The sequence below is a fragment of the Halobellus ordinarius genome, assembly GCF_031823395.1.
Classification (GTDB): Archaea; Halobacteriota; Halobacteria; order Halobacteriales; family Haloferacaceae; genus Haloquadratum; species Haloquadratum ordinarius.
This window is the reverse complement of the sequence record NZ_JAVQKJ010000005.1, coordinates 244,397-266,228: the sequence shown is the minus strand read 5'-3', so window position 1 is coordinate 266,228 and position 21,832 is coordinate 244,397. Positions and strand designations below refer to the sequence as shown.

At 68.7% G+C, this 21,832-nt stretch carries 24 protein-coding genes; 15 read left to right on the top strand and 9 right to left on the bottom strand.

Annotation, left to right across the window (positions count from 1 at the left end):
• The first annotated feature begins 93 nt into the window (after positions 1–93).
• The 4 genes from RJT48_RS07950 to RJT48_RS07935 all read left to right on the top strand — a co-directional run bounded on the left by RJT48_RS07950 (position 94) and on the right by RJT48_RS07935 (position 4,284).
• Positions 94–1,257 (top strand): saccharopine dehydrogenase family protein, encoded by a 1,164-nt coding sequence (locus tag RJT48_RS07950; RefSeq protein WP_311171737.1) that lies wholly within the window; start codon positions 94–96, stop codon positions 1,255–1,257.
• 113 nt (positions 1,258–1,370) lie between these two features.
• Positions 1,371–3,029 (top strand): glutamine hydrolyzing CTP synthase, encoded by a 1,659-nt coding sequence (gene pyrG, locus RJT48_RS07945; RefSeq protein ID WP_311171736.1) that lies wholly within the window; start codon positions 1,371–1,373, stop codon positions 3,027–3,029.
• Complete coding sequence (gene guaA / locus RJT48_RS07940; protein ID WP_311171735.1) at positions 3,029–3,946, top strand: glutamine-hydrolyzing GMP synthase; 918 nt, start codon at positions 3,029–3,031, stop codon at positions 3,944–3,946. The genes pyrG and guaA overlap by 1 nt, the downstream gene beginning before the upstream one ends.
• 2 nt (positions 3,947–3,948) lie before the next feature.
• Positions 3,949–4,284, top strand: coding sequence for a DUF7126 family protein (locus RJT48_RS07935; protein WP_425604709.1), 336 nt, complete (start codon positions 3,949–3,951; stop codon positions 4,282–4,284).
• Between the two features lie 108 nt (positions 4,285–4,392).
• Here RJT48_RS07935 and RJT48_RS07930 read toward each other — a convergent pair whose 3' ends face one another.
• Positions 4,393–5,319, bottom strand: a complete 927-nt coding sequence (locus RJT48_RS07930) for a hypothetical protein (RefSeq protein ID WP_311171733.1) — start codon at positions 5,317–5,319, stop codon at positions 4,393–4,395.
• Positions 5,320–5,415: 96 nt separating this feature from the next.
• On the opposite strand from RJT48_RS07930, the gene cofD reads away from it, so the two are divergent.
• The 5 genes from cofD to RJT48_RS07905 all read left to right on the top strand — a co-directional run bounded on the left by cofD (position 5,416) and on the right by RJT48_RS07905 (position 9,436).
• On the top strand, positions 5,416–6,408 hold the full coding sequence (cofD, locus tag RJT48_RS07925) for a 2-phospho-L-lactate transferase (protein WP_311171732.1): 993 nt from the start codon (positions 5,416–5,418) through the stop codon (positions 6,406–6,408).
• Positions 6,408–7,157: a tRNA-dihydrouridine synthase gene (locus tag RJT48_RS07920; RefSeq protein WP_311171731.1), complete on the top strand. Its 750-nt coding sequence runs from the start codon at positions 6,408–6,410 to the stop codon at positions 7,155–7,157. The genes cofD and RJT48_RS07920 overlap by 1 nt, the downstream gene beginning before the upstream one ends.
• Positions 7,154–8,047, top strand: coding sequence for a triphosphoribosyl-dephospho-CoA synthase (locus tag RJT48_RS07915; protein ID WP_311171730.1), 894 nt, complete (start codon positions 7,154–7,156; stop codon positions 8,045–8,047). Before RJT48_RS07920 ends, RJT48_RS07915 begins: the two co-directional genes overlap by 4 nt.
• Entirely contained in the window at positions 8,044–8,751 is a 708-nt protein-coding gene (locus tag RJT48_RS07910) for a DUF447 domain-containing protein (protein WP_311171729.1), read from the top strand. Before RJT48_RS07915 ends, RJT48_RS07910 begins: the two co-directional genes overlap by 4 nt.
• Positions 8,752–8,827: 76 nt before the next feature.
• Positions 8,828–9,436: an NUDIX hydrolase gene (locus tag RJT48_RS07905; RefSeq protein ID WP_311171728.1), complete on the top strand. Its 609-nt coding sequence runs from the start codon at positions 8,828–8,830 to the stop codon at positions 9,434–9,436.
• A gap of 33 nt (positions 9,437–9,469) precedes the next feature.
• On the opposite strand, the gene RJT48_RS07900 is transcribed toward RJT48_RS07905, so the two are convergent.
• Complete coding sequence (locus RJT48_RS07900; RefSeq protein ID WP_311171727.1) at positions 9,470–9,676, bottom strand: hypothetical protein; 207 nt, start codon at positions 9,674–9,676, stop codon at positions 9,470–9,472.
• A gap of 119 nt (positions 9,677–9,795) precedes the next feature.
• Here RJT48_RS07900 and RJT48_RS07895 point away from each other — a divergent pair, with 119 nt between their 5' ends.
• On the top strand, positions 9,796–11,145 hold the full coding sequence (locus tag RJT48_RS07895) for a DEAD/DEAH box helicase (RefSeq protein WP_311171726.1): 1,350 nt from the start codon (positions 9,796–9,798) through the stop codon (positions 11,143–11,145).
• Between the two features lie 28 nt (positions 11,146–11,173).
• Here RJT48_RS07895 and RJT48_RS07890 read toward each other — a convergent pair whose 3' ends face one another.
• On the bottom strand, positions 11,174–11,575 hold the full coding sequence (locus RJT48_RS07890; RefSeq protein ID WP_311171725.1) for a transcriptional initiation protein Tat: 402 nt from the start codon (positions 11,573–11,575) through the stop codon (positions 11,174–11,176).
• 202 nt (positions 11,576–11,777) lie between these two features.
• On the opposite strand from RJT48_RS07890, the gene RJT48_RS07885 reads away from it, so the two are divergent.
• Positions 11,778–13,448: a DUF790 family protein gene (locus RJT48_RS07885; RefSeq protein ID WP_311171724.1), complete on the top strand. Its 1,671-nt coding sequence runs from the start codon at positions 11,778–11,780 to the stop codon at positions 13,446–13,448.
• A gap of 5 nt (positions 13,449–13,453) precedes the next feature.
• Here RJT48_RS07885 and RJT48_RS07880 read toward each other — a convergent pair whose 3' ends face one another.
• Entirely contained in the window at positions 13,454–14,035 is a 582-nt protein-coding gene (locus RJT48_RS07880; RefSeq protein ID WP_311171723.1) for a DUF7122 family protein, read from the bottom strand.
• Positions 14,032–14,970: an RsmB/NOP family class I SAM-dependent RNA methyltransferase gene (locus RJT48_RS07875; RefSeq protein WP_311171722.1), complete on the bottom strand. Its 939-nt coding sequence runs from the start codon at positions 14,968–14,970 to the stop codon at positions 14,032–14,034. The genes RJT48_RS07880 and RJT48_RS07875 overlap by 4 nt, the downstream gene beginning before the upstream one ends.
• An 89-nt stretch (positions 14,971–15,059) precedes the next feature.
• Between RJT48_RS07875 and RJT48_RS07870 the strand changes: the two genes are divergently transcribed.
• Together RJT48_RS07870 and RJT48_RS07865 are read left to right on the top strand one after the other, a co-directional pair.
• Complete coding sequence (locus tag RJT48_RS07870) at positions 15,060–15,800, top strand: proteasome assembly chaperone family protein (protein ID WP_311171721.1); 741 nt, start codon at positions 15,060–15,062, stop codon at positions 15,798–15,800.
• A 187-nt stretch (positions 15,801–15,987) separates the two neighbouring features.
• Positions 15,988–16,746: a nucleotide exchange factor GrpE gene (locus RJT48_RS07865; protein WP_311171720.1), complete on the top strand. Its 759-nt coding sequence runs from the start codon at positions 15,988–15,990 to the stop codon at positions 16,744–16,746.
• Between the two features lie 23 nt (positions 16,747–16,769).
• On the opposite strand, the gene RJT48_RS07860 is transcribed toward RJT48_RS07865, so the two are convergent.
• Together RJT48_RS07860 and RJT48_RS07855 are read right to left on the bottom strand one after the other, a co-directional pair.
• Positions 16,770–17,816: a DUF4349 domain-containing protein gene (locus RJT48_RS07860; RefSeq protein ID WP_311171719.1), complete on the bottom strand. Its 1,047-nt coding sequence runs from the start codon at positions 17,814–17,816 to the stop codon at positions 16,770–16,772.
• Positions 17,817–17,934: 118 nt separating this feature from the next.
• Positions 17,935–18,786 carry a polymer-forming cytoskeletal protein gene (locus RJT48_RS07855; RefSeq protein ID WP_311171718.1) on the bottom strand — a complete coding sequence of 284 codons (852 nt, stop codon included), beginning with the start codon at positions 18,784–18,786 and terminating at the stop codon, positions 17,935–17,937.
• A 208-nt stretch (positions 18,787–18,994) separates the two neighbouring features.
• Here RJT48_RS07855 and RJT48_RS07850 point away from each other — a divergent pair, with 208 nt between their 5' ends.
• Complete coding sequence (locus RJT48_RS07850) at positions 18,995–19,192, top strand: DUF5800 family protein (protein WP_311171717.1); 198 nt, start codon at positions 18,995–18,997, stop codon at positions 19,190–19,192.
• 195 nt (positions 19,193–19,387) lie between these two features.
• Here the strand turns inward: RJT48_RS07850 and RJT48_RS07845 are convergent, their stop codons facing one another.
• Both RJT48_RS07845 and RJT48_RS07840 read right to left on the bottom strand, forming a co-directional pair.
• Positions 19,388–20,071 carry a dolichyl-phosphate hexose transferase gene (locus tag RJT48_RS07845; RefSeq protein WP_311171716.1) on the bottom strand — a complete coding sequence of 228 codons (684 nt, stop codon included), beginning with the start codon at positions 20,069–20,071 and terminating at the stop codon, positions 19,388–19,390.
• A 75-nt stretch (positions 20,072–20,146) separates the two neighbouring features.
• Entirely contained in the window at positions 20,147–20,932 is a 786-nt protein-coding gene (locus RJT48_RS07840) for a ribonuclease H-like domain-containing protein (RefSeq protein ID WP_311171715.1), read from the bottom strand.
• Between the two features lie 146 nt (positions 20,933–21,078).
• Between RJT48_RS07840 and RJT48_RS07835 the strand changes: the two genes are divergently transcribed.
• Complete coding sequence (locus tag RJT48_RS07835; RefSeq protein WP_311171714.1) at positions 21,079–21,801, top strand: SOS response-associated peptidase; 723 nt, start codon at positions 21,079–21,081, stop codon at positions 21,799–21,801.
• The last annotated feature ends 31 nt before the right edge of the window (positions 21,802–21,832 follow it).

Sequence of the window (21,832 nt, the reverse complement as noted above, 5' to 3'; positions counted from 1 at the left end):
GTGCCGTCCGGACCCGACGCTGTCGGCGGCTGCGGACCCCGCCGCGCACCGTCGCCCGGTGTCCCTTTGTCGGTCCCGACCGAACAGGATCGTATGAGCGACACCAAAGCGTCCCGATCGGCCGCCGACGACGGCGCGCGACTGCTCGTGTACGGCGCGTACGGCTACACCGGCCGGCTGATCGTCGAAGCGGCAGTCGAGCGCGGCCACGAGCCGATCGTCGCGGGCCGAAACCGGCAGAAAGCACGCGGGGTGGCCTCATCGCTGGGTCTCCAGGCGCGCTGCTTCACTGTCGAGGACGCCGCGGGCCATCTCGGCGACGTCGACGCCGTCCTCAACTGTGCCGGCCCGTTTTCGGAGACCGCGGACGCGCTCGTCGACGCCTGCATCGAAACCGGAACCCACTATCTCGACATCACCGGCGAGTTGGCCGTCTTCGAGCGGATCAGCCGCCTCGGCAGCGCTGCTGCGGACGCGGGCGTGACGCTCCTCCCGGGCGTCGGCTTCGACGTCGTCCCGACCGACTGCCTCGCGGCGCACCTCCACCGCCGCCTGCCGGAGGCGACGCATCTCTCGCTCGCCATCGAGGCCGACGGCGGCATCTCGCCGGGGACGCTGAAGACCGCCCTCTCGGATCTGGGCTCCGGCGGGGCCGTGCGGCGCGACGGCCAGTTGCGGCACGAGGCGGTCGGCGCGCGCACCCGCGTCGTCGACTTCGGAGACGGCTTCCGGCGCGCGGTATCGATTCCGTGGGGCGACGTCTCGACGGCCTACCACACCACCGGGATCCCGAACATCGACGTGTATCTGTCCCTGCCGACGAACGCCCGCCGCGCGGTCGCGCTCTCGTCGTCTCTGAGCGGCGTGCTCGATACCGACGCCGTCAAGCGTGCGTTGTCGTGGCTCGTGGACCGCTCCATCGAGGGTCCGGACGAGGCCACGCGGGCGGGAGGGGAAGCGCGCGTCTGGGGCGAGGCCAGAACGGACGACGAGCGCGTCGTCTCCCGCCTCCGGACGCCGGAGACCTACGAACTGACCGTCGAGACCGCGCTCCGCTGCGCCGAAAAGGTGCTCGCCGGCGATGCGGCGGCCGGCTACGAGACGCCGGCCGGCGCGTTCGGGCCGGACTTCGTGCTGGAGATTCCGGGTGTCGAACGCGTCGATCTAGTGGACGGCGAAGTCGTCGACCGCGAGACAGACGAGAGCGAGGCGGACGAGGGCGAAACGGCAGCGGACGAGACCGCGGCGGGCGAGTAGCCGTCTGTGCGTCGCCTGGGCGGGGCCTGTCGCCGTCGCGCCCATCGTGTGTATGGCTGGCAAAGCGTTGGTCGCTCCGAAACGGTTTTGACGCGGCCTCGCGCACACTCGGTATGCCGAAGGAACCCGACACCGGGTACGACCCAACGCTGGGTCGGAAGTTCGTTTTCGTGACGGGCGGGGTGATGTCCGGACTGGGCAAGGGGATCACCGCCGCCAGTACCGGCCGGCTGCTGTCGAACGCGGGCTTCGACGTGACGGCCGTCAAGATCGACCCCTATCTCAACGTCGACGCGGGGACGATGAACCCCTACCAGCACGGGGAGGTCTACGTTCTCAAGGACGGCGGCGAGGTCGACCTCGACCTGGGGAACTACGAGCGGTTCCTCGGGGTCGATATGACCTCCGATCACAACGTCACCACGGGGAAGACCTACCAGCACGTCATCGAGAAGGAGCGCGCGGGCGACTACCTGGGCAAGACCGTGCAGATCATCCCGCACATCACAGACGACATCAAGCGGCGCATCCGCGAGGCCGCCGAGGGGAGCGACGTCTGTCTCGTCGAGGTCGGCGGCACCGTCGGCGACATCGAGGGGATGCCCTATCTGGAGGCGCTCCGGCAGTTCGCCCACGAGGAAGACGACGACGACATTCTCTTTACACACGTCACGCTCGTGCCCTACTCGAAGAACGGCGAACAGAAGACCAAGCCGACCCAGCACTCGGTGAAGGAACTCCGATCGATCGGGCTCCAGCCCGACATCCTCGTGGGCCGGTGTGAGGACGAACTCGACCCGAAGACCAAAGAGAAGATCGCGCTGTTCTGCGACGTGCCGACGGAGGCCGTCTTCTCGAACGCCGACGTCGAGGACGTCTACCACGTCCCGCTGATGGTCGAATCCGAGGGGCTCGACGAGTACGTGATGGAGCGGCTCGATCTAGAGTCCGAGGCGCTGCCGCCGGAAGAGCGCGAGAACCGCTGGCGGGAACTGGTGACCCGCGACCGGACCGACGAGGTCGACATCGCCCTCGTCGGGAAGTACGACCTCGAAGACGCCTATATGTCCGTCCACGAGGCGTTGAAACACGCCGGCATCGAGCGCCGGACCGAGGTGAACGTGCTGTGGGTCGACTCCGACGAGATGCTCGACCGCCACGAAAATAGATTAAAAGAGGCCGACGGCGTCGTCGTCCCGGGCGGCTTCGGCTCCCGCGGCATCGAGGGGAAGCTGAAGGCCATCGAGTACTGCCGCGAGAACGACGTGCCCTTCCTCGGCCTCTGTCTCGGCTTCCAGATGGCGGTCGTCGAGCACGCGCGGAACGTCCTCGGTCTCGAGGGCGCTCACTCCGCGGAGTTGGACGCCGACACCGACCATCCCGTCATCGACATCCTGCCCGAGCAGTACGAAATCGACGACATGGGCGGGACGATGCGGCTCGGCGCCCACGACACGGTGATCGAACCCGGAACGCTCGCCGAGCGGATCTACGACGACACCGTCTGTACCGAGCGACACCGCCACCGCTACGAGGTCAACCCCGAGTACATCGATCGGTTGGAGGAGGGCGCACTCGACTTCTCGGGCGCGGCGGACAACCGGATGGAGATCCTCGAGCGGACGGATCACCCGTTCTTCTTCGGGACGCAGTTCCACCCCGAGTTCCGCTCGCGACCCGATCGGGCAAGCCCGCCGTTCGTGGGCTTCCTGGAGGCCGTCGCCGGGGAGTTGGACGCGCGTACCCTCGCGGACACGGAGGTGCAGGCCTGATGGTCGACGCGAGTTCCTTCATCGAGGAGGCGGTCGCGGAGATCGAATCCGAAGTCGACGGCCACAACGCCGTCATCGCGCTCTCGGGCGGCGTCGACTCCTCGGTCGCCGCGGCGCTCGCGTACCGCGCCATCGGCGACCGCCTGACGCCGGTCTACGTCGACACCGGACTGATGCGGAAGGGCGAGACCGACCAGATCCGCGAGACGTTCTCGTATATGGACTCCCTGCGGATCGTCGAGGCGCAGGACCGCTTCCTCGACGCCCTGGCGGGCGTCACCGACCCCGAGGAGAAGCGCCACGTCATCGGCGAGCAGTTCATCCGCGAGTTCGAGCGGGAGGCGAAGTCCGCCGAGGCCGAGTACCTCGTCCAGGGGACGATCTACCCCGACCGCATCGAGTCGGAGGGCAACATCAAGTCCCACCACAACGTCGGCGGCCTCCCCGAAGTCGTCGACTTCGAGGGGATCGTCGAACCCGTCCGGGACCTGTACAAAGACGAGGTCCGGGAGGTCGCCCGCGAACTCGGCTTAGAGGAGGTCACCTCCGAGCGGATGCCGTTCCCCGGCCCAGGGCTGGCGGTCCGCGTCGTCGGCGAGGCGACCAGAGAGAAAGTCGACGTCGCGCGCGAGGCGTGTCACGTCGTCGAGGAGGAGACGGCCGACCACGACCCCTGGCAGGCCTTCGGCGCGGTCATCGGCAAAGGGACCGGCGTGAAGGGCGACAACCGCGTGCACGGGTGGATCGTCGCGGTCCGATCGGTCGAGTCCCGCGACGGGATGACCGCCCGCGCCCAGGAACTGCCCTGGGAGACGCTCCAGCGCATCCAATCGCGCATCACGGGCGAAAACGAGAACGTCGCCCGCGTCGTCTACGACGTGACGCACAAACCGCCCGCGACCATCGAGTACGAGTGACGATGATCCTGATTGCGGGCGCAGACGTCGACGGTCTCGGAGATGCGCTGGAATCGGCGGGCGCGAACGTCGTCCGCCTGGAGGGGATCGCCACCCGGGAGTCGCTTTCGGCGGCCGGCCTCGCCGACGCCGACACGCTCGTCCTCACCGAGATGGACGACGCCTCCGCCATCCCGGTCGCGAAGGAAGCAAACCCCGACGTCCGGGTCGTCACGTACGCGCCCGACTCCCTGCCGGAGTTCGCGCGCGGGCAGACGGACCTCGCGGTCGATCCCGCGCTGCTCTCGGCCGAGGTCGTGGCCGAGGAACTGGTCAACGGCGCGGCTGACGGGCTGTAATAGGGATCATCGTAACTATCCATAGATTCTCGTCGGACCGGTCGGCGAGAAATCTATGAGGACTTACGATGATCCCTATAAGTCGACCGCGACGCTGCCCGCCGCCCGCTACTCCTCGTGTTCTATCCGATGTCTGAAGCAGCGCGACGGCCCCGGCACGAGCGAGTCGTCGGTGCCGGCCTCCGGGAGTCCGACGTGCGGACGCCCGCCGTCGCCGACGAAGACCGAGAGGCCGTTCCAGGAGACCGCCTCGGGATGGGTGAGCGTCCATTTCGCGGTCGTTTGGCGGTCGCTTTCCGGGACGTCGACGGCGACTCTGTACTCGCCCGTCCGCACGGCGACGTTCGAGAGCACGTACTCGTAGGCCGGGTCGGGGCCGTCCGGACTCAGCTCGACGGTTCGGGAGAACACCCGCCGGGGCGCCCCCGCGTCGAGATAGTCGACGGCCACGGAGACGGCGCGCTCCCCTCCGTCGAACCGGAAGAGGTGGATCTCGGCTCCGGGTCCCTCGCCGGGCACCACGGCGTTCTCTTCGGCGTCGGCGGCGGCGTACGCCTCGCCCGTGGCGCCACAGACGACCGCGCTCCACCCCCCGACCTCGTGAGTCCCGTCGCGGCCGACGAAGTGCGGCACCTCGTGGCGGTTGATTCCGTACCCGCCGTGCTCGCCGTAGTGGGCGTCGGCGCTGCAGGCGCCGAATATGTAGAATCCTGCGTCGGCGACGACGACGAGGGCCGCGGCCGGGTCGCCGATCTCGGGGTTTCTCGCGGGCGCGCCGTCGCCATACTCGACCACCTCGTTGCGGGCGGCGACGCGTTCGTATTCGCGGACGAACGACAGCGCGTCGGCCCCGTCGGGTGAATCCGGCGGGTCGGGGAGCGGTTCCGTCTCGGTCAGCGGCGTCGCCGTGGTCTTCGGGGTCGATCGTGTCGACGTCTTTGTCGGGCGCTGCGTCGTCGTCGCGGCGCGGTCGAGACAGCCAGCGAGCGACGCGGGGAGGGTAGCCAGGGCGGCGAGCAGTCGTCTGCGTCGCATCGGCCCGATTTCCGACGGCGAGACGGAAAGCCGTTCCGTCGGCGGCGGCCCCGCCGCGGTGGGAACGTTCAAACCGTCGACGGCCGAACCAGCCGTATGGTCACGTTCCTCGCGGGGGGAACCGGCACGCCGAAGCTTTTGGACGGCGCGGCGGCGGTGTTCGACCCCGCGGCGACGACGGTGATCGCGAACACCGGCGACGACGTCGAACTCGGCGGGCACCTCGTCTGTCCGGACGTCGACACCGTGCTGTTCGCCGGCGGTGGCGTCATCGACCGGGACACGTGGTGGGGCATCGACGGCGACACGACGGCGACACACGCTGAACTCGGGCGACTGGCCGAGGCTGCGGGATTCGAGCCGGGGCCGCGGTATCTGGACGACGATGCCCAGACTGCCGGCCGCGAGATCGCGCGCTGGCGTCGCTTCTCGGGCGTCGCCGAGTTTATGGAGATCGGCGACCGCGACCGGGCGGTCCACGTCACGCGCACGTCGCTCCTGGACGAGGGACGGTCGCTGACGGCGGTCACTCGAACGCTCGCATCGGCCTTCGATCTCGACGTCGACCTCCTGCCGATGAGCGACGACCCCGTCGCGACGATCATCCACACCGACGAGGGGTCGATGCACTTTCAGGAGTACTGGGTCCACCACCGCGGCGCACCCGACGTCCGCGATGTGGAGTTCCGCGGGGCCGAGACGGCGACGCCGACCGAGCACGTCCTCGAGGCGCTCGCGGACCCGGTCGTCATCGGGCCGTCGAATCCGGTGACGAGCATCGGGCCGATGCTGTCGATGGACGGCTTCGCCGCCGCGCTGGAATCGACGCCCGTGGTCGCCGTCTCGCCGTTCGTCGAAGACGAGGTGTTCTCCGGCCCCGCGGCGGATCTGATGGCGGGCGTCGGTCGGGAGCCGTCGACGGCGGGCGTCGCCGCGGCGTACCCCTTCGCGGACGCGTTCGTCCTGGACGCCGACGACGGAACCGCGCTCGACCGGCCGGTCGTCCGAACCGATACGCGGATCGACGATAGAGACGACGCCGAGCGCGTCGCCCGGGCCGTCGAGCGGGCGCTCGCGGAGGTGTCGTGATGTTCGACCCCCGCGTCGCACTCGCGAGTCTCAGCGGCGAGGCCGACGCTGAATGGGCCCGTGAGGGCAGCGACCACGCCGGCGCGGCGTTCCTCGGCGGCATCGCGCTCGACGAGGAGACGCGCGCGGCGGCGCGAAAAATGGTGGCCCGGGATCGAAGCGAGTTCCTCCCGCCGGATCCGCTCTCGTTCGTCGATGGCGAACTCGATGCGCTCGCGGACGTGCCGATCAGGCCGGGCGTCAACGTCCGGAGCGCGACGTTAGATCCGGTTCGGGCGGTCGCCGCCGCGTGCGCCGAACGAGACGCGATCGTCGAGATCAACGCCCACTGCCGGCAGGCGGAGATGTGTGCGGTCGGCTGCGGCGAAGCGCTCCTGCGAGACACAGACCGGCTGTGTGAGTACGTCGCCGCCGCCGACGAGGCGGGCGCGGCAGTCAGCGTGAAAGTGAGGGCAGAGGTCTCAGGCGTCGATCTCACTACCACGGCCCGCGAAGTCCAATCGGCCGGCGCGGACGCGATCCACGTCGACGCGATGGACACCGAATCGGTGGTCGGGGACGTCGTCGACGCCGCGCCGGACCTGTTCGTGATCGCAAACAACGGCGTCCGCGGCCCCGAGACCGTCCGTGAGTACCTCCAGTACGGCGCCGATGCGGTGAGCGTCGGACGACCGAGTACCGACGAGCGTGTCCGGCGGCGCGTTCACGGCGCCGTCGAGGAGTGGTTCGGGGAGGTCGGGACGGCGTGACCGGAGACTGTGGCGGTCGCGGGGCGAAGCGGTCTCCCGCAGGCAACGCCCAGCTCGCGCTCCTGTTGGACGTCGCGGCGGCCCCCAAGCCGGGGAACGTCGACCGGGATCACGACCTCGCCGATCTCCGGATCGAGCACTTCCTCGCGGGTGCGGTCGGGGCCGGTGCCGGACTCCGCCGCGCGGCGGCCGGCGCACCGGTAGGCGTCGCCTTCGAGCGCGCCGTCGCCGGGATGGGGAGCCAGGCCGGTGACAACACCCAGTTCGGCGCGCTCCTCCTCCTCGTCCCGCTGGTCCGTGCAGCCGCGGAGGCCCCGGAGGCGTTCCGAGGGACAGACGCCCGCGGGACGCTTCAGCGGACTGACGCCGCGGCCGTCGTCGAGGAAACGACCGTCGCCGACGCGGCCGACTTCTACCGCGCGTTCGAGCACGTCGACGTCGCCGTCGCGGACCCGCCCGAGGGTATGGACGCGCTCGACGTCCGCCGCGGCGCGGACGCGATTCCGGCGGTGCGCGAGCGCGGGCTAACGCTGTCGGAAATACTGGCACGGAGCGAGGGCGACGGCAACGCCACGGAGTGGACGACGGGCTTCGAGCGAACGTTCGAGACCGCCGCGGCGATCCAGGCCGACGACGGGCCGCTCCCCGATCGGATCGCCCGGGCGTTCGTGGATCGACTCGCCAATGAATCGGACACGCTCGTCCGAACGCGGCACGGCCCTGAAGTCGCTGCCGACGTCCGACGCCGTGCGACCGAGGCGCGTGGGGATCCAGAGGCGGTCGCCAACCTCGACACCGATCTCCGCGAGGCCGGGATCAATCCCGGGACGACGGCCGATCTGGTGACGGCGGCGACGTTCGTCGCGCTCGAACGGGGGGTCGACCTGTGACCGACGGCGACGAGGCGGACGTCTCCGCCGAACCGCTCCCGGACTGGCCGGTCGCGCTCCGTGGCGTCACCGAGTCCGTGGTGACGACGCTCGGCCCGAACGATCGGTGGAACGTGGCTGCGCTCGGTCTCCACGCGCCAGATGGCGCGGATGCGACAGTTGAGAGTGACGAACCGAGGTCGGCCGCGCCGGTCACGGCGACGACCTGGGGCAACACCCGGACGCGACGGAACTTCCACCGGGAGGGCGGCGGCGTGGTCCAGTTCGTTTCGGATCCGCGGACGTTCGTCGAAAGCGCGGTGACGATCCGGGAGGAAGCGGAGCCAGTCGTGCCGGAAGCCCACGCTTGGGTCGAGATCGAGGCCGAGCAGGTGGCGTCGGGTGAGTCCGAGGGAACCCGCTGGGAACGGTGGGAACTCCACCCCGTCGAGACAGCAGTGACCGAGCAGACGGTGCCGACGATCAACCGCGGATTCGGGGCCGTGATCGAAGCGACCGTCGCGGCCTCGCGGCTCGACGTCCCCGCATACGACACCGACGTTCTCCTCGCACGACTCCGCCACCTGGCCGACGTCGTCGATCGCTGCGGCGGTCACCCGGAGCGGGCGGCGTTCGCCACGCTCGACGAGGCGACCGGGTGGCGAGACCGGCTCTCGGCGGACGTCGCCGACGACGTCCCGCAGTTCGACGAGGCGCGGCGCTGACGCTTTCACCCACAGTGATGACGCGCGGCCGGCACGCATCGAAGATTCCTTGTTCTCCCTCCGCGAGAACACGGATATGAGTACGGATCAGGGCGACGACGCCGGAGAGCCCGCCACCACGCCGGGAGGCGACGCGGAGACGGAGGTCCACGAGAACGCCCTCCAGGACGTGATCGCGGTCGACACCGACGACAACCGAACGGGGCTTGCCAACCGCCTCGACGCCCACACCGGCGACGGCGTCCGGCACCGGGCGTTCACCTGCCTCGTCTTCGACGGCGAGGGACGCATCCTGCTGGCCCAGCGCGCACCGAACAAGCGCCTCTGGGACACTCACTGGGACGGCACGGTCGCCTCCCACCCGGTGGAGGGGCAGACACAACTCGACGCTACCCGACAGCGACTGGAGGAAGAACTGGGTATCACCCCGGATCAGTACACCAAACTCCGGGTGACGGACAAATTCGAGTACAAGCGCTACTACGAGAACGCCGGCCTGGAGTGGGAGGTCTGCTCGGTGCTGAAGGTCACGCTCGACGACACGTCGCTGTCGCCTGACGAAGACGAGATCGCCGGACTGCTGTGGGCCGACTACGAACACCTCCACGAGCACCCCGAGTGGTACCGGCAGCTCCGCCTGTGCCCGTGGTTCGAGATCGCGATGCGTCGAGACTTCGAGGAGTAGGCCGCAAACGCGTTCGCTGTGGTTTTTCTCTGCCTATTCAGCGTCGTGTGCGTCCCGCAGGCGCTCGACGTGCGTCATCACGACCGAAAGCGTCGCGTCCGCGTCAGTGTACCCTCGCTCGTAGTCCTCGTGGGCGGCGTCGATATCGCTGAGTACGCTCTCGACCACGTCGCTGAGCGGCTCCTCGGAGTCTTCGGTCGCGTCCTCGCCATCCGTCACTGCGGCCGAATCGTCTGTCATACCGCTCACTCGTGCGGCGACGTTGAAAAGCGCGCCGTCACAGTTCTGGCGGTTCGAGCATCAGGAGAACGACGCGACCGGGCCGACAGTATATATACGACCGCGACGCAGGACCGACCGTGATCACGCTGCGGTTCGAGGACGGGACGATCCGGCTCGACGGGCTCGCGGAGTCGGATGCGGCCAGCGGGTCGCTGCCCGGCGTCGCCTGGGACGATCGTGGACTCGTCGCCCGCGCGCCGGCCTATCGGTACGCGGAGGTCCGCGAAGCGATCGACGACGAGGGACGCGCCTTCGACGACCAGGTGCTCGATGACACGGTCCTGTCGCTGTCGCACTCTTACGACCTCCGGGACTATCAGCACGAGGCGGTGGCGGCCTGGCACGAAAACGGCGACCGCGGCGTTATCGAACTCCCGACCGGCGCTGGGAAGACGGTGCTTGCGGTCGACGCGATCGCGACACTCGGCGTGCCGACGCTCGTGATCGTGCCGACGATCGATCTCCTCGAACAGTGGCGGCGCGAACTCGAAACCGAATTCGACGTGCCGGTGGGGCAGTTCGGCGGTGGCGAACAGCGAAAGGAGGCGATCACGGTCTCGACGTACGACTCGGCGTACCTGCGCGCGGAGGACGTCGGCGGCGCGTTCGGGTTCGTCGTCTTCGACGAGGTCCACCACCTCGGCGGCGAGGGGTACCGCGACGCCGCGCGGTTGCTCGCCGCGCCTGCCCGTCTGGGACTGACGGCGACGTTCGAGCGCCCGGACGGCGCCCACGAGGTCGTCGCCGACCTCGTCGGACCGAAGGTCTACGAGGCGACAGTGGACGACCTCGCGGGCGAGCACCTCGCCGACTACGAACTCCGGCGGATCGAGGTCTCGCTCGGCCCCGAAGAACGGTCGGCATACGACGAGGCGCAGGGCACGTTCGTCGACTACCTGAAGCGGTCGAACCTCTCGCTTCGGAGCGGGTCTGACTACCGGAAGCTCGTGATGCGGTCGGGGACGGATCCGAAAGCCCGCGAGGCGCTGCTCGCCAAGCAGCGCGCTCGCCGGATTATGATGAACGCCGATGCGAAAGTCGAGACGCTCGGCCGGCTTTTGGACCGCCACCGGGACGACCGGGTCATCGTCTTCACTGCCCACACCGACCTCGTCTACCGGCTCTCGGAGCGGTATCTGCTGCCAGCGATCACGAGCGAGACCGGGGCCGACGAGCGTCGGGAGACGCTGGATCGCTTCCGCGACGGCACCTACTCGCGCGTCGTGACGGCGAACGTCCTCGACGAGGGGGTCGACGTCCCCGACGCCAACGTCGCGGTCGTGCTCGCCGGCTCCGGGTCGGAGCGGGAGTTCACCCAGCGGCTGGGGCGAATACTCAGGCCGAAAGGAGACGGCGGCCGCGCGCTCCTCTATGAGGTCGTCTCCGAGGAGACGGCAGAGGAACGGGTCGCAGACCGACGGCGGTGAGCCCGGCCGTCGATCACCGGCCTCCGCGCTACGCGAGTTCGACGTTGAGGTCGCCGCCGCTGGTGAAGGCGTTGTAGGCGACGTCGAAGGAGACCGCCCATTCAGTCGTTTCCCCCGCGTCGACGGTCACATCGGTTTCCCGGATGAACTCGTCTCCGTCGGCGGTGACGATGACGCGGACGGTCGCCGTCCGCTGGACGTCGCGGCGGTTCTCGACGGTCCCAAAGACCCGAAGCGTCCCCTCTTCGGTCCGCTCGAAGTCGAACGAGTCGACGGCGAGCGCCGGCTGATCAGCCGTCTGCCGCGGCTCCCCCTCCGGCGCAGACGGCGGGTTTCGCGGGCCTGTCGCGCCCGGCAGCGAGTCGAGGCAACCCCCCAAGAGCGCTGCGACAGCGGGGACGATGGTGCGAAGAGCGCTTCGTCGGTCCATCATCCGCGAGAGGTCGGCCCGAGCGTATGATACTGTCGGCTGTAAGTCCCTGAAGAATTTGGCGACCCCGGAGGTCGCGAATCTCTTGAAACAGTTACAGCCGACAGTATGAGTCTGCTCCTCGGTGCATCCGTTTTTTTATCGTCGCTGCCGACGGCGGCGCGGCGGTACGCTCTTGCCCCGACGTCCCGAAGGTGACGCCGTGCTGCGAAAGGACCTCCTCCGGGTCTCCCGCGCGGGCGGCGGCTATCACCCGCAGTTCGCCGACCGGGCGGATCGGCCGCTCGCCGCCCGGGTCATCGGCGTCTTCCAGGGGCACATCGGCGAGCCGCGAAGCCGCCTCGACGACGCGCTCGACGACTTGGAGGCCGATGCCGACGACTTCAAACTCGTCCGGGGGTTCGCCGCGCTGCTCGAACGGGAGGCGGCGTTCGAGACGCGCGCGCCGCTGCCGCCCGCCCGCGTCCGCCGGGTCGTCTTCGAGGCGGCCGAAGAACAGGAAGTGGTCGTCACGGACGACGACCGGCGGGCGGCGCTCGCAGCCGCGGCGGATCGGCTGGGAACCGACGCCGACGCGGTCGAACAGTCACTCTACGCCGACCGCGAGGTCAACGAGGTCCTCGCGTCGTTCGAGGCGCGCTGGAGTCCCGATCAGCTCATCGAACAGTACAATCTCTCGCTGGCCCAGACGGCGCTGTTCGACGCCACCGAGGTCCGGATCCGGAGTTCGGACCCAAAGCGGCTCGTCTCGGCGGTCAAGCGGCTCGGCCTGCTGTACGAGATCCGCCGGCACGGGGCCGACGAGGACGCCGAGGAGCGCGAACTCGTCGTCACGGGCCCGGACGCGCTCTTCAGACGCACGCGCCGCTACGGGACCGCCTTCGCCTGCCTGCTGCGGAGCGTCGCGACCGCCGCGGAGTGGTCGCTGACGGCGACGATCGACGACCGCGGGACCGATCGGCAGCTCCATCTCGGACCCGACGACGTCTCGGTGCCGGACGTCGAACCGGTCGCCGAACCGACCTACGACAGCGGCGTCGAGGCCGACTTCGCCGCCCGGTTTTCGGGGCTGGATCTCGACTGGGCACTCTCCCGCGAGCCCGAACCGCTCGCAGCCGGCGCGCGGGCGATGATTCCGGATTTCGCGTTCGACTACCGGCCCGGCGGCACGAGCGGCGAAACCGCCGATGCGAGCGCCGGAGCCGACGACGCGGGCGGCGAGTCCGCCGGCACCTCGGAGACGTCCGCGGACGCATCCGGTGCATCGCCGTCGTTCCGCGTCTACTTCGAGGTGATGGGCTTCTGGACGCCCGAGTACGTCGAGAAGAAACTCGACCAGTTCGGGAGCGTCGACGACGACGTCGAACTCCTCGTCGCCGTCGACGAGTCGCTCGGGGTCGGCGAGGAGATCGAAGCCCTCGATCACCGGGTCATCACCTACTCCGGAACCGTGCGTGTCAAGGACGTCGTCGACGCGCTCAGAGCGTACGAGTCGGATCTCGTCGCCTCGGCGGCGGCGTCGCTGCCGGACGAACTCACTCCCGCAGCGGACGTGGTCGAACTGGACGCGCTCGCGACAGAGCGGGGCGTGAGCGTCGACGCACTCGACTCGGTGTCGTTTCCCGACCACGAGCGCGTCGGGCAGACGCTCGTCCGGCCGGCCGTGCTGGACGCGCTGAAAGAAGCCATCGAGCCGGGAATGTCGCTCGCGGCGGCGGGATCGCTACTGGACGAACGGGGGATCGACGAGACGTCCGCCGTCCTGTCGCGCCTGGGCTACCGGGTGGCGTGGGAGGGGCTCGGCGGCGGGACGATCGAGGCGAAAGCGGAGAACGCGGCGGCGACGGAGAGCGAGACAGAAAGGGAGACGTAGCCGCGTTACCCGAGGTCCTCGCGCCGCCCTTTCGGCACCGTCGAGCGGAGTTCGCCGTGGAGATACAGGCCGACGCCGATCGGTTCGACGTCACCGGCTTCGCCGGTTGCCCGAGGCGTCTCCGGCGCCTCGCTGTCGCCGGCGATCTCGTGGGCGGCGATCACGTAGCCCCAGTCGCCGTCCCACCGGGGCAACTCCTGATCGTCACCCGCCGCGAAGCGGACCGCCTCCTCGTCGTCCAGCACGACGACGTTCTCCGTCGCTTCCCGCCCGAACCGCTGGACGGCGTTCGTCGACGGCTTCCAGTGCTCCTGGCGGGTCCGCAGGATCCGCAGTCCGAGTCCCTCGATTTCGATCGGCGAGACCACGTCGGCGGCGAACGCCCACAGTTTCCCGTTGCCCTTCTCCCAGAACGTATGCCCGTCCCAGGTTTCCGGCGGGATGCCGTACCGCTCCTCCCACCACTCGACGACCTCGGCGCGACTCGGCCGACCCGGAACGACCCGCTCCGCGGCCGTCGCCGGCAGCCGATCGAACTGCTGGCCGTCGTTTTCGGGGCCCGCCGTTTCCTCGTCGGTGCCGGTCATCCCGTCACCTCCAGTTTGGCGCAGAAGAACCCGCCCGTGTCGTTGCGGTGCGGATAGACCCGGTGGGCGCGTTCGACCGCGGGATCGTACTCGGTTCCGTTCCACTCGGTGACGCCCGGATCGGTCTCGAAGCCGTCGGGCGTGTCCCACTCGCGGATCTCACAATCCGCCTCGGTGAGGACGTGATCCAGCACGGCCTCGTTCTCCTCGGGCGCGAACGTACAGGTGGAGTAGACGACGGTCCCGCCGACCCGGGTCGCCTGGATCGCCCGCCGGAGGATCCCCTTCTGGATTCCCGCGACCCCCTGGACGTGGTCCATCGTCCAGCGATCCAGGGCGTCGGGGTTCTTGCGGATCGTCCCCTCACAGGAGCACGGCGCGTCGACGAGCGCCCGGTCGAACGCTTCGACCCGCTCCGGGAGATCGGTGCGGTCGCCGAACGGCTTCAGCGAGAAGTTCCGCGCGTCCTGATTCGTCACGGCGAGGTTGGTGATCCCGAGGCGTTCGGCGTTGTGCCGCAGCGCCGAGAGCCGCCCGAGGTTGTTGTCGTTGCCGACAAGCAACCCCTCGTCGTCCATCAGATCCGCCAGTTGGGTGGTCTTGCTGCCGGGCGCCGCGCAGGCGTCCCAGACGACCTCGCCAGGATCGGGGTCGAGTGCCAGCGCGGGCAGCGCCGACACCTCCTCCTGGCCGTGGAGCCAGCCGTGGAAGTACGGCCACGACGTCCCGGGTCCGCGTTCGGCGAGGCGGAATATCCCGGGATGCCAGTCGCTCACCTCGTAGTCGACGCCCTCGGCGTCGAGCGCTTCCCGGGCGCGCTCGATCGACGCTTTCAGCGTGTTGACGCGGACGACCGAAGGGAGCGGCCGGTCGCACGCCGCGCGGAACGCGTCGAAGTCGTCGACGAGCGACGCGTACCGCTCGAGTGGTTGCATACCGGTTCGGTCACGGCGCGGGCGTTTGTGGGTGTCGGTTCGGGGCGTGCTCCCCGCGGTTTTACCACCGTTGCCGTCGTACCGCCGGTATGGCTCGGATCTCCGTACTCGCAGACGACGTGTCGCTGTCGGAACCGTCGATGGTCGAGGGGTTCCCCGGGGTCGGCCTCGTCGGGAAGATCGCCGCCGACCATCTCGCTGGGGAGTTCGAGATGACCCACTACGGCAACGTCTACTGCGATAGCCTGCCACAGGTCGCGGTGTACCGCGAGAACGACCCAGAACTCCAGCCGCCGGTTCGGGTCTACGTCGACGAGGATCGGGACCTGCTGGTCCTCCAGAGCGACGTCCCCGTCGGCCCCGAGGCCGCCGTCGAACTCGGCGACTGCCTTTCGGGGTGGTTCGACGAGCACGACGTGACCCCGGTCTACCTCTCGGGGATCCCCCGCGAGAAGGAAGGGGGGCCGCCCGCGCTGTACGGGCTAGGCGTGGCCGGCGGCACCGATCGCATCGCCGAGCAGGGGATCACTGCGCCGAGCGAGACCGGTCTCGTCTCCGGGCCGACCGGGGTGCTTCTGAGCGACGCCGTAGAGACCGGGCGGACGGCAATCGGCCTGATCGTCGAGTCCGATCCGCGGTTCCCTGATCCCGAGGCCGCCCGCGTGTTGATCAAAAAGGGGATCGAACCGCTCGTCGGTATCGAGGTCCCCGTCGACGACCTGGTCGACCGGGCCGAACAGATCCGGGAGGCGAAAGAGCGCCTCGCAAAGCGGATGCAGAGCGGCGGCGAGGAGAGCACGCAGGCGCGACCGATCGGGATGTATCAGTAACGACCTCGGGTACGCCTGGCTCTCGTATACGCCTCACTCTCGTATACGCCTAGCCTTCGTATACGCCTCGCTCTCGTATACGCCTAGCCTTCGTATACGCCTCGCTCGGCTCCCAAACAGGATTTGCTATCGGCCGCGCGAGACCGCTTTCTACACGTTTAAGGCTCGCCGACCGCTCCGTACGGATATGAGCGAAGAGTCCCCCGAGAGTCGCGCAGCGGCGAGTGCCGAAACGGACGAGGATGTCGGGAGCGAGCAGGACGACGGCAACGCTGCCGACGACGCGGTGGACGAGGAGGACGCCCGCGAGAACGGCGTCGTCGAGGAGGGTGAGGCGGCTGCTTCGGAGGCGACAGCCGACGACGCGTCAGATCTCGCGGCGCGCGTCGCCGAACACGACGAGGACCTCGCCGCCGAGGTCGAAGGGCTCCAGTCGCGGCTGGCCGACGCGGAGGCCGAAATCGACGAACGCGAGGAACGGATCGAAGAACTCGAGGGCGCGCTGAAGCGCTCGAAGGCGGACTTCAAGAACTACAAGAAGCGCGCAAAAAAGCGGGAGGAGGAGATCCGCGAGCGCGCCACCGAGGACTTCGTCGGCCGCGTCGTCAGCGTCCGCGACAACCTCGTCCGCGCCCTCGACCAGGACGAAGGGGCCGACATCCGCCCGGGCATCGAATCGACGCTCGAGGAGTTCGACCGCATCCTCGAAGAGGAGAACGTGACGCCGATCGATCCCGATCCGGGGGAGGACGTCGATCCGACGCGTCACGAGGTGCTGATGCGCGTCGACGACAGCCAGCCCGAAGGTGCCGTCGTCGACGTCTATCGACCGGGATACGAGATGGCCGGCGCTGTCATCCGCGAGGCGCAGGTGACCGTCAGTACGGGAGCGGGTGACGAGAGCGACGGAGAGAACGCAGAAGAATCCGGCGAGAGCGACGAATAGCGAGCGGCCTTCCCGCGTCGGCGTCAGTTCTCCGGCTCCGACTCGGACTCTTGCTCCGAGTCAGCATCCGACTCAGGCCCCTGCTCGGATTCTGATTCCGATGCTGCTTCGGGCTCTGAATCCGCTCTGCCGCCCGACCGCCACAGCCGACGGCCGTATCGCACGAGCACGCCGGCAACAAGGACGACCGGGACCGCGAACGCGAGGATGTACGGCAGCGCGAACGCCGTCCCGACGACGAGCGCCCGAGCCACCACGACGACGCCGTCGACAGACTGCATAAACGCCGAGATGACGGGGGTGTCGTACCAGCGATCCGGCGCGACGCGCCCCGGCGTCGGTCTCGGCTCCTCCAGCCGGACGGTCAGCGTCGAGTACGCGACCTGATCCTGGAGCGACTGCTGTCTGGCTTCGAGCCGTTCGATCTCGCCTTGGACGTCCGAGAGTTCACGCTGGACCGCGAGGACGTCCTCGGTGGAGTTGGCCTGATCGTAGAGTTCGCGGAGCCGGTCCCGCTCGGCGCGGAGGTTCTCCAGTCGGGCCTCGATATCGACGAGTTGATCGGTGACGTCCCGGGAGTTCACCTCGACAGTCTGGACCTCCCCGAGCGCCTGTGCGTCCGCGACGAGCGCGTCGAAGTTCTCACTCGGGACCCGAACCACCACCTCGCCGCGGACCCACGTCTCGTTCCCGATCGTTCGGCGATCCTGCCGGGTGTCGCTGACGTAGCCGCCGTAGCTTTCGACGGTCGTCGTCAGGTTCGACTCTGCCGACTCGACGTCCTCGACTTCGACGGCGACGGTGCCGGTGCGGATGATCGCCCGTTGGTCTCCCTGGACGACGTCACCCGCGGAGCCGTCACCGTCGACCGCCTCCGCCCCATCGCTTGGCCCTTCAGCCGCCGGTTCCGGTGTGCCGGTCGCCTCCACCGGTCGGTCGGCTTCGACGTTCGTTGCTTGCTCGTAGTCGCCGCCCGCGCCCCCGTCGGCGCCGCCGGTCGAGGCGCCGCACCCGGCGAGCACGACGAGTGCGAGCACGGCGACGGTCGCGAGTGTGCGTCTCGTTGCCATCTTGGGTACCACTACAACGGAGTATGGGAAAACCGCGCCGGTGGCACAAAGGGGTCTTTGAGTTATGCGAGGAGGCCGGGCCGTGGGCGATCCCGGTGTGCTTCACCGGCCCCTTCGGTCACTCCACGCCGTCTGACGCCTTCGACCGCACGAGCCGCATATCTCCCGAGGCGCGGATCGTTCCGTCGACGTCGCCGCTGTCGTGCAGTTCGAGGTCCGAACAGGAGACGTCGCCGAGGATTCGGGCACTGTCGGCGATCGTGACGGTCCCGTCCCGGGTCGTCACGTCGCCGTGGACCTGCGTGCCCTCGCCGACCTCGATGTCACCGCGGGCGCGGAGGCTGCCGAAGATGTTGTTGTCGCGTCCGACGGTGATCGTCTCCGCGCGGACGTTTCCGTGCAACCGACAGTCGTCGCCGATCGTCGCGGGCGTCGAGGCCTGCCACGCGTCGTCGGAGACGGTCGCCCCGCGTGGGATCACCAGGGGGTCGTGTTCGCTGTCACCGGAGAGCGCCTCCGCGAGTTCCTCGGCGGCGTCGTTTTCGCCGATCCGCAGCAGTTGCGAGAGTACGACGAAGTAGAACACAAGTGCCGGGACCGGGTTGCGGATGACGATCCAGCCGTTGGCCTCGAAACCCTCCTCGATGTCGACGTCGTCGCCGATGTCCAGATCGCCGGAGACCATCAGCCGGCCGCCGATGTGGACGCGCTCGCCGAGGTAGGCGTCCTCGCCGACCAGGACGTTTCCCGCGACGTCACACCAGACGTCGAGGCGGCAGTCGCCCTCGGCCTCGATGTCGCCGCCGAAGGTGACGCGCTCGCCGGCGAGGACGTTCCGCCCCCGTACGCCGAACTCGACGGTGGACTGGCCGGCGACGACGACGTCCCCGTCGGTCACCAGATCGTGCTCCTCGACGGTCGTGCCGTCGGGGATCTCCAGGGTGTCGAGGCGGTCCTGACCGAGTACCACACTCCGGACCAACACGTGCGGCGTAATAAACGACGCGTCAGACGATCGTCCGACGGTAGCGCGGGCCACTCTTCGGCGGCCGATCGACTCCGGAGTCACCAGGAATCACAGCTATGCAAGGCGAAGGCCCACGGCTTCAGTCGTGGCTCACTGACCCCAGCGGGAACAGATTGATGCGTTTTTACTCCGTGACCGATTACCGGCAGGTATGACTGCACTTTCGTTCGACGAGGATGGGGTCGACGTTGTCTACGAGGGGACGGAGTTCCGCCTCGAAAAGACGCTGATCGAGGAGGCCACGGAGAAATCGTACCCGGACGTGACGGACCACGAGGTCCTCCAGATCGTCGAGGAGAACCCGTCGCTGAACGGTGAACCGCGGCGGATTGCCGACATTCTTCGATAGCGGGCGCGGGTGGCGTCCTCGGCTCCCGAGAGCACGGGTGGCGTCCTCGATTCCCGAGAGCACGGGTGGCGTCCTCGATTCCCGAGAGCACGGGTGGCGTCCTCGATTCCCGAGAGCACGGGTGGCGTCCTCGATTCCCGAGAGCACGGATGGCGTCCTCGACTCCAGAGGCCGCGTTTCGCGCTTTCCGGCCGACTACCCGAACCGCTCTTCGAGGCACACCTTCACGATCGACTTCGCGATCGCGGCCCCGCCGCCGAGCGGATCGAGTTTCGTCTCTCCGGCGCGTTCGCGGTACGGGATCGGCTCCTCGCGGATCTCGTACCCGCGCATCAGCGGGCGGATCAGCAGTTCCGCCGAGAGGCCGGTGTTCTCGGTCCACTCGATCTCGTGGAGGAGTTCACGCCGGTAGGCGCGCATCCCCGTCGTGGTGTCGTGGACGCGCTCGCCCATCAGCGCCGACGCCACCAGCGCGAAGACCGCGTTGCCGAAGCGGTTGAAGGCCGGCATCGCCTCGGCGCCGTGGTAGAGCCGATCCCCGGAGACGACGTCGTAGCCCTCGTTGATGAGTTCGAGAAAGTCCGGGAGCTTCTCCATCGGATAAGTGTCGTCGCAGTCGGTGGTGACGACGACCGGCCGGTCGGGTGTCAAAACGGCCTCACGGACCGCGTGGCCGTAGCCCCTCGGCGGCTGTTCGATCACGGTCGCGCCGTGCTCGCGGGCGATCTCCGGCGTGCGGTCGGTGGAACTGTCGACGCAGACGACCTCCGCGCGGCCGTCGGTGACGTCGTCGATATCCGACAGCACCGTCCCGACGGCCGCCTCCTCGTTGTATGTGCCCATCACGACGGCGAGGTCGTCGAACGTGTACTCGGTCATACCCGTCGTTTTTCGCGGGTATATTTGAACTTTTAGGTTCGCCAAAAACGGCGATCGGCAGGGGTAGCACCCCGGCTACGAACGCGGATCCGGAACCCCGGAGGGTTCGTCAGCGACCGCGCCGATCGAGTTCTCGTGGAGCCGTCGGGCGACGACGTCCGCGAGGTTCTGGAGGTTCTCGGTGTCGTCGCGGTTGTACGAGACGAGCGTCCCCAGGGCGTCCTCGTCGCCGTCGCGGGCGTACTGGTGCCAGAGTCGGACGGCGTCCCGGCCCGAGAGATCCGGCCGGTCGCGGTCGATGCCGATTTCGGATTCGATCGCCTTCAGCCCGCCCGTGAGATCGATCCGGCGACACGGATACATCAGGTCGAGGTGCGGCGCGTCGACGGAGAGCTCGAAACTCTCCTCGAGGAAGGGGACGTCGAACTGTTTGCCGTTGAAGGAGACCACCAGGGGTGCGCCGCGGAACTGCTCGCGGAGCGCGTCGACGGTCAGGTCCTCGCCCCGGATCAGCGTCGTCGTCTCCCCGTTCTGGGTGAACGAGACTGTCGTGACGTCAGCGCTGTGGGCGTCGAGGCCCGTCGTCTCGATGTCGAAGAAGAGCGCGTCCGACCGGAAGTTCTCGTAGAGCCGCCAGCTCTCGCTCGCGGGGAAGCGCTCGCCGAAGTACCGGGCGTCGCCGTCGTCGAGTCGCTCCAGGGCCTCGGCGACGAATGACTCCACGCGCTCGCCGGTCTTCTCGCCGAGCGGCGCACGCGTCGGGTCGAACTCCTCCCAGGTGAGGATACCCGACTCCCACAGCGAGCGCTCGCGGCGCTCGCCGATCCCGCGTGCGGGGACGAAACTGTTCTCGATGCGCATACCCGACTCGGGGAGCGGGGGAGGCGTAAACCCTTCGAGCCCGCTCCGCAGCCGATGTCACGAGCGCGGCCGCGTGAAACCGCGAGCGCGGCTCCCCGCCGACTCCCGGCCGCACCCGTTTTCACGATCCGGCACGATCGACGCGTATGTGCGGCCGCTACACGCTCTTCACCCCCGCAGGGGAACTGGAATCCCGCTTCGACGCCACCTTCAGGGAGCCGCCCGGACCGCGGTACAATTGCGCGCCGGGGCAGTTGCTGCCGGTGATCACGAACGACGCCCCCGACGAATTCCGGCGCCTGCAGTGGGGGCTGATCCCCTCGTGGGCGGACGACGCCGCCGCCGGCAACGACCGTATCAACGCCCGCGCCGAGACGCTCGACGAGAAGCCCAGCTTTCGGGACGCCTACAAGCAACGTCGGTGTCTCGTTCCCGCGGACGGCTTCTACGAGTGGGTCGAAACCGACGGGCAAAAGCGACCGTACCGGGTCGCCTTCGCGGACGACCGCCCGTTCGCGATGGCGGGACTGTGGGAGCGCTGGGAGCCGAGCCACACCCAGACCGGCCTCGGCGACTTCGGTGGGAATGCGGGTGAGGGCGACATCGATTCAGAACCCGACGTCGTGGAGTCGTTTTCGATCGTCACGACCGAGCCGAACGACGTCGTCGCCGATCTTCACCACCGGATGGCGGTCGTGCTCGATCCCGACGAGGAGTCGACGTGGCTGGACGGCGACACCGGCGCGGTGGAAGAGTTGCTCGAACCACACCGCGGTGACGGCTGGCGTGCGTATCCCGTATCGACGCGCGTGAACAGCCCCGCGAACGACAATCCGAGCCTGGTCGAGCCCGTCGAGTCGCCACCCTGAATTCGCTCGGTAGATGCCTGCCGATCAGTAG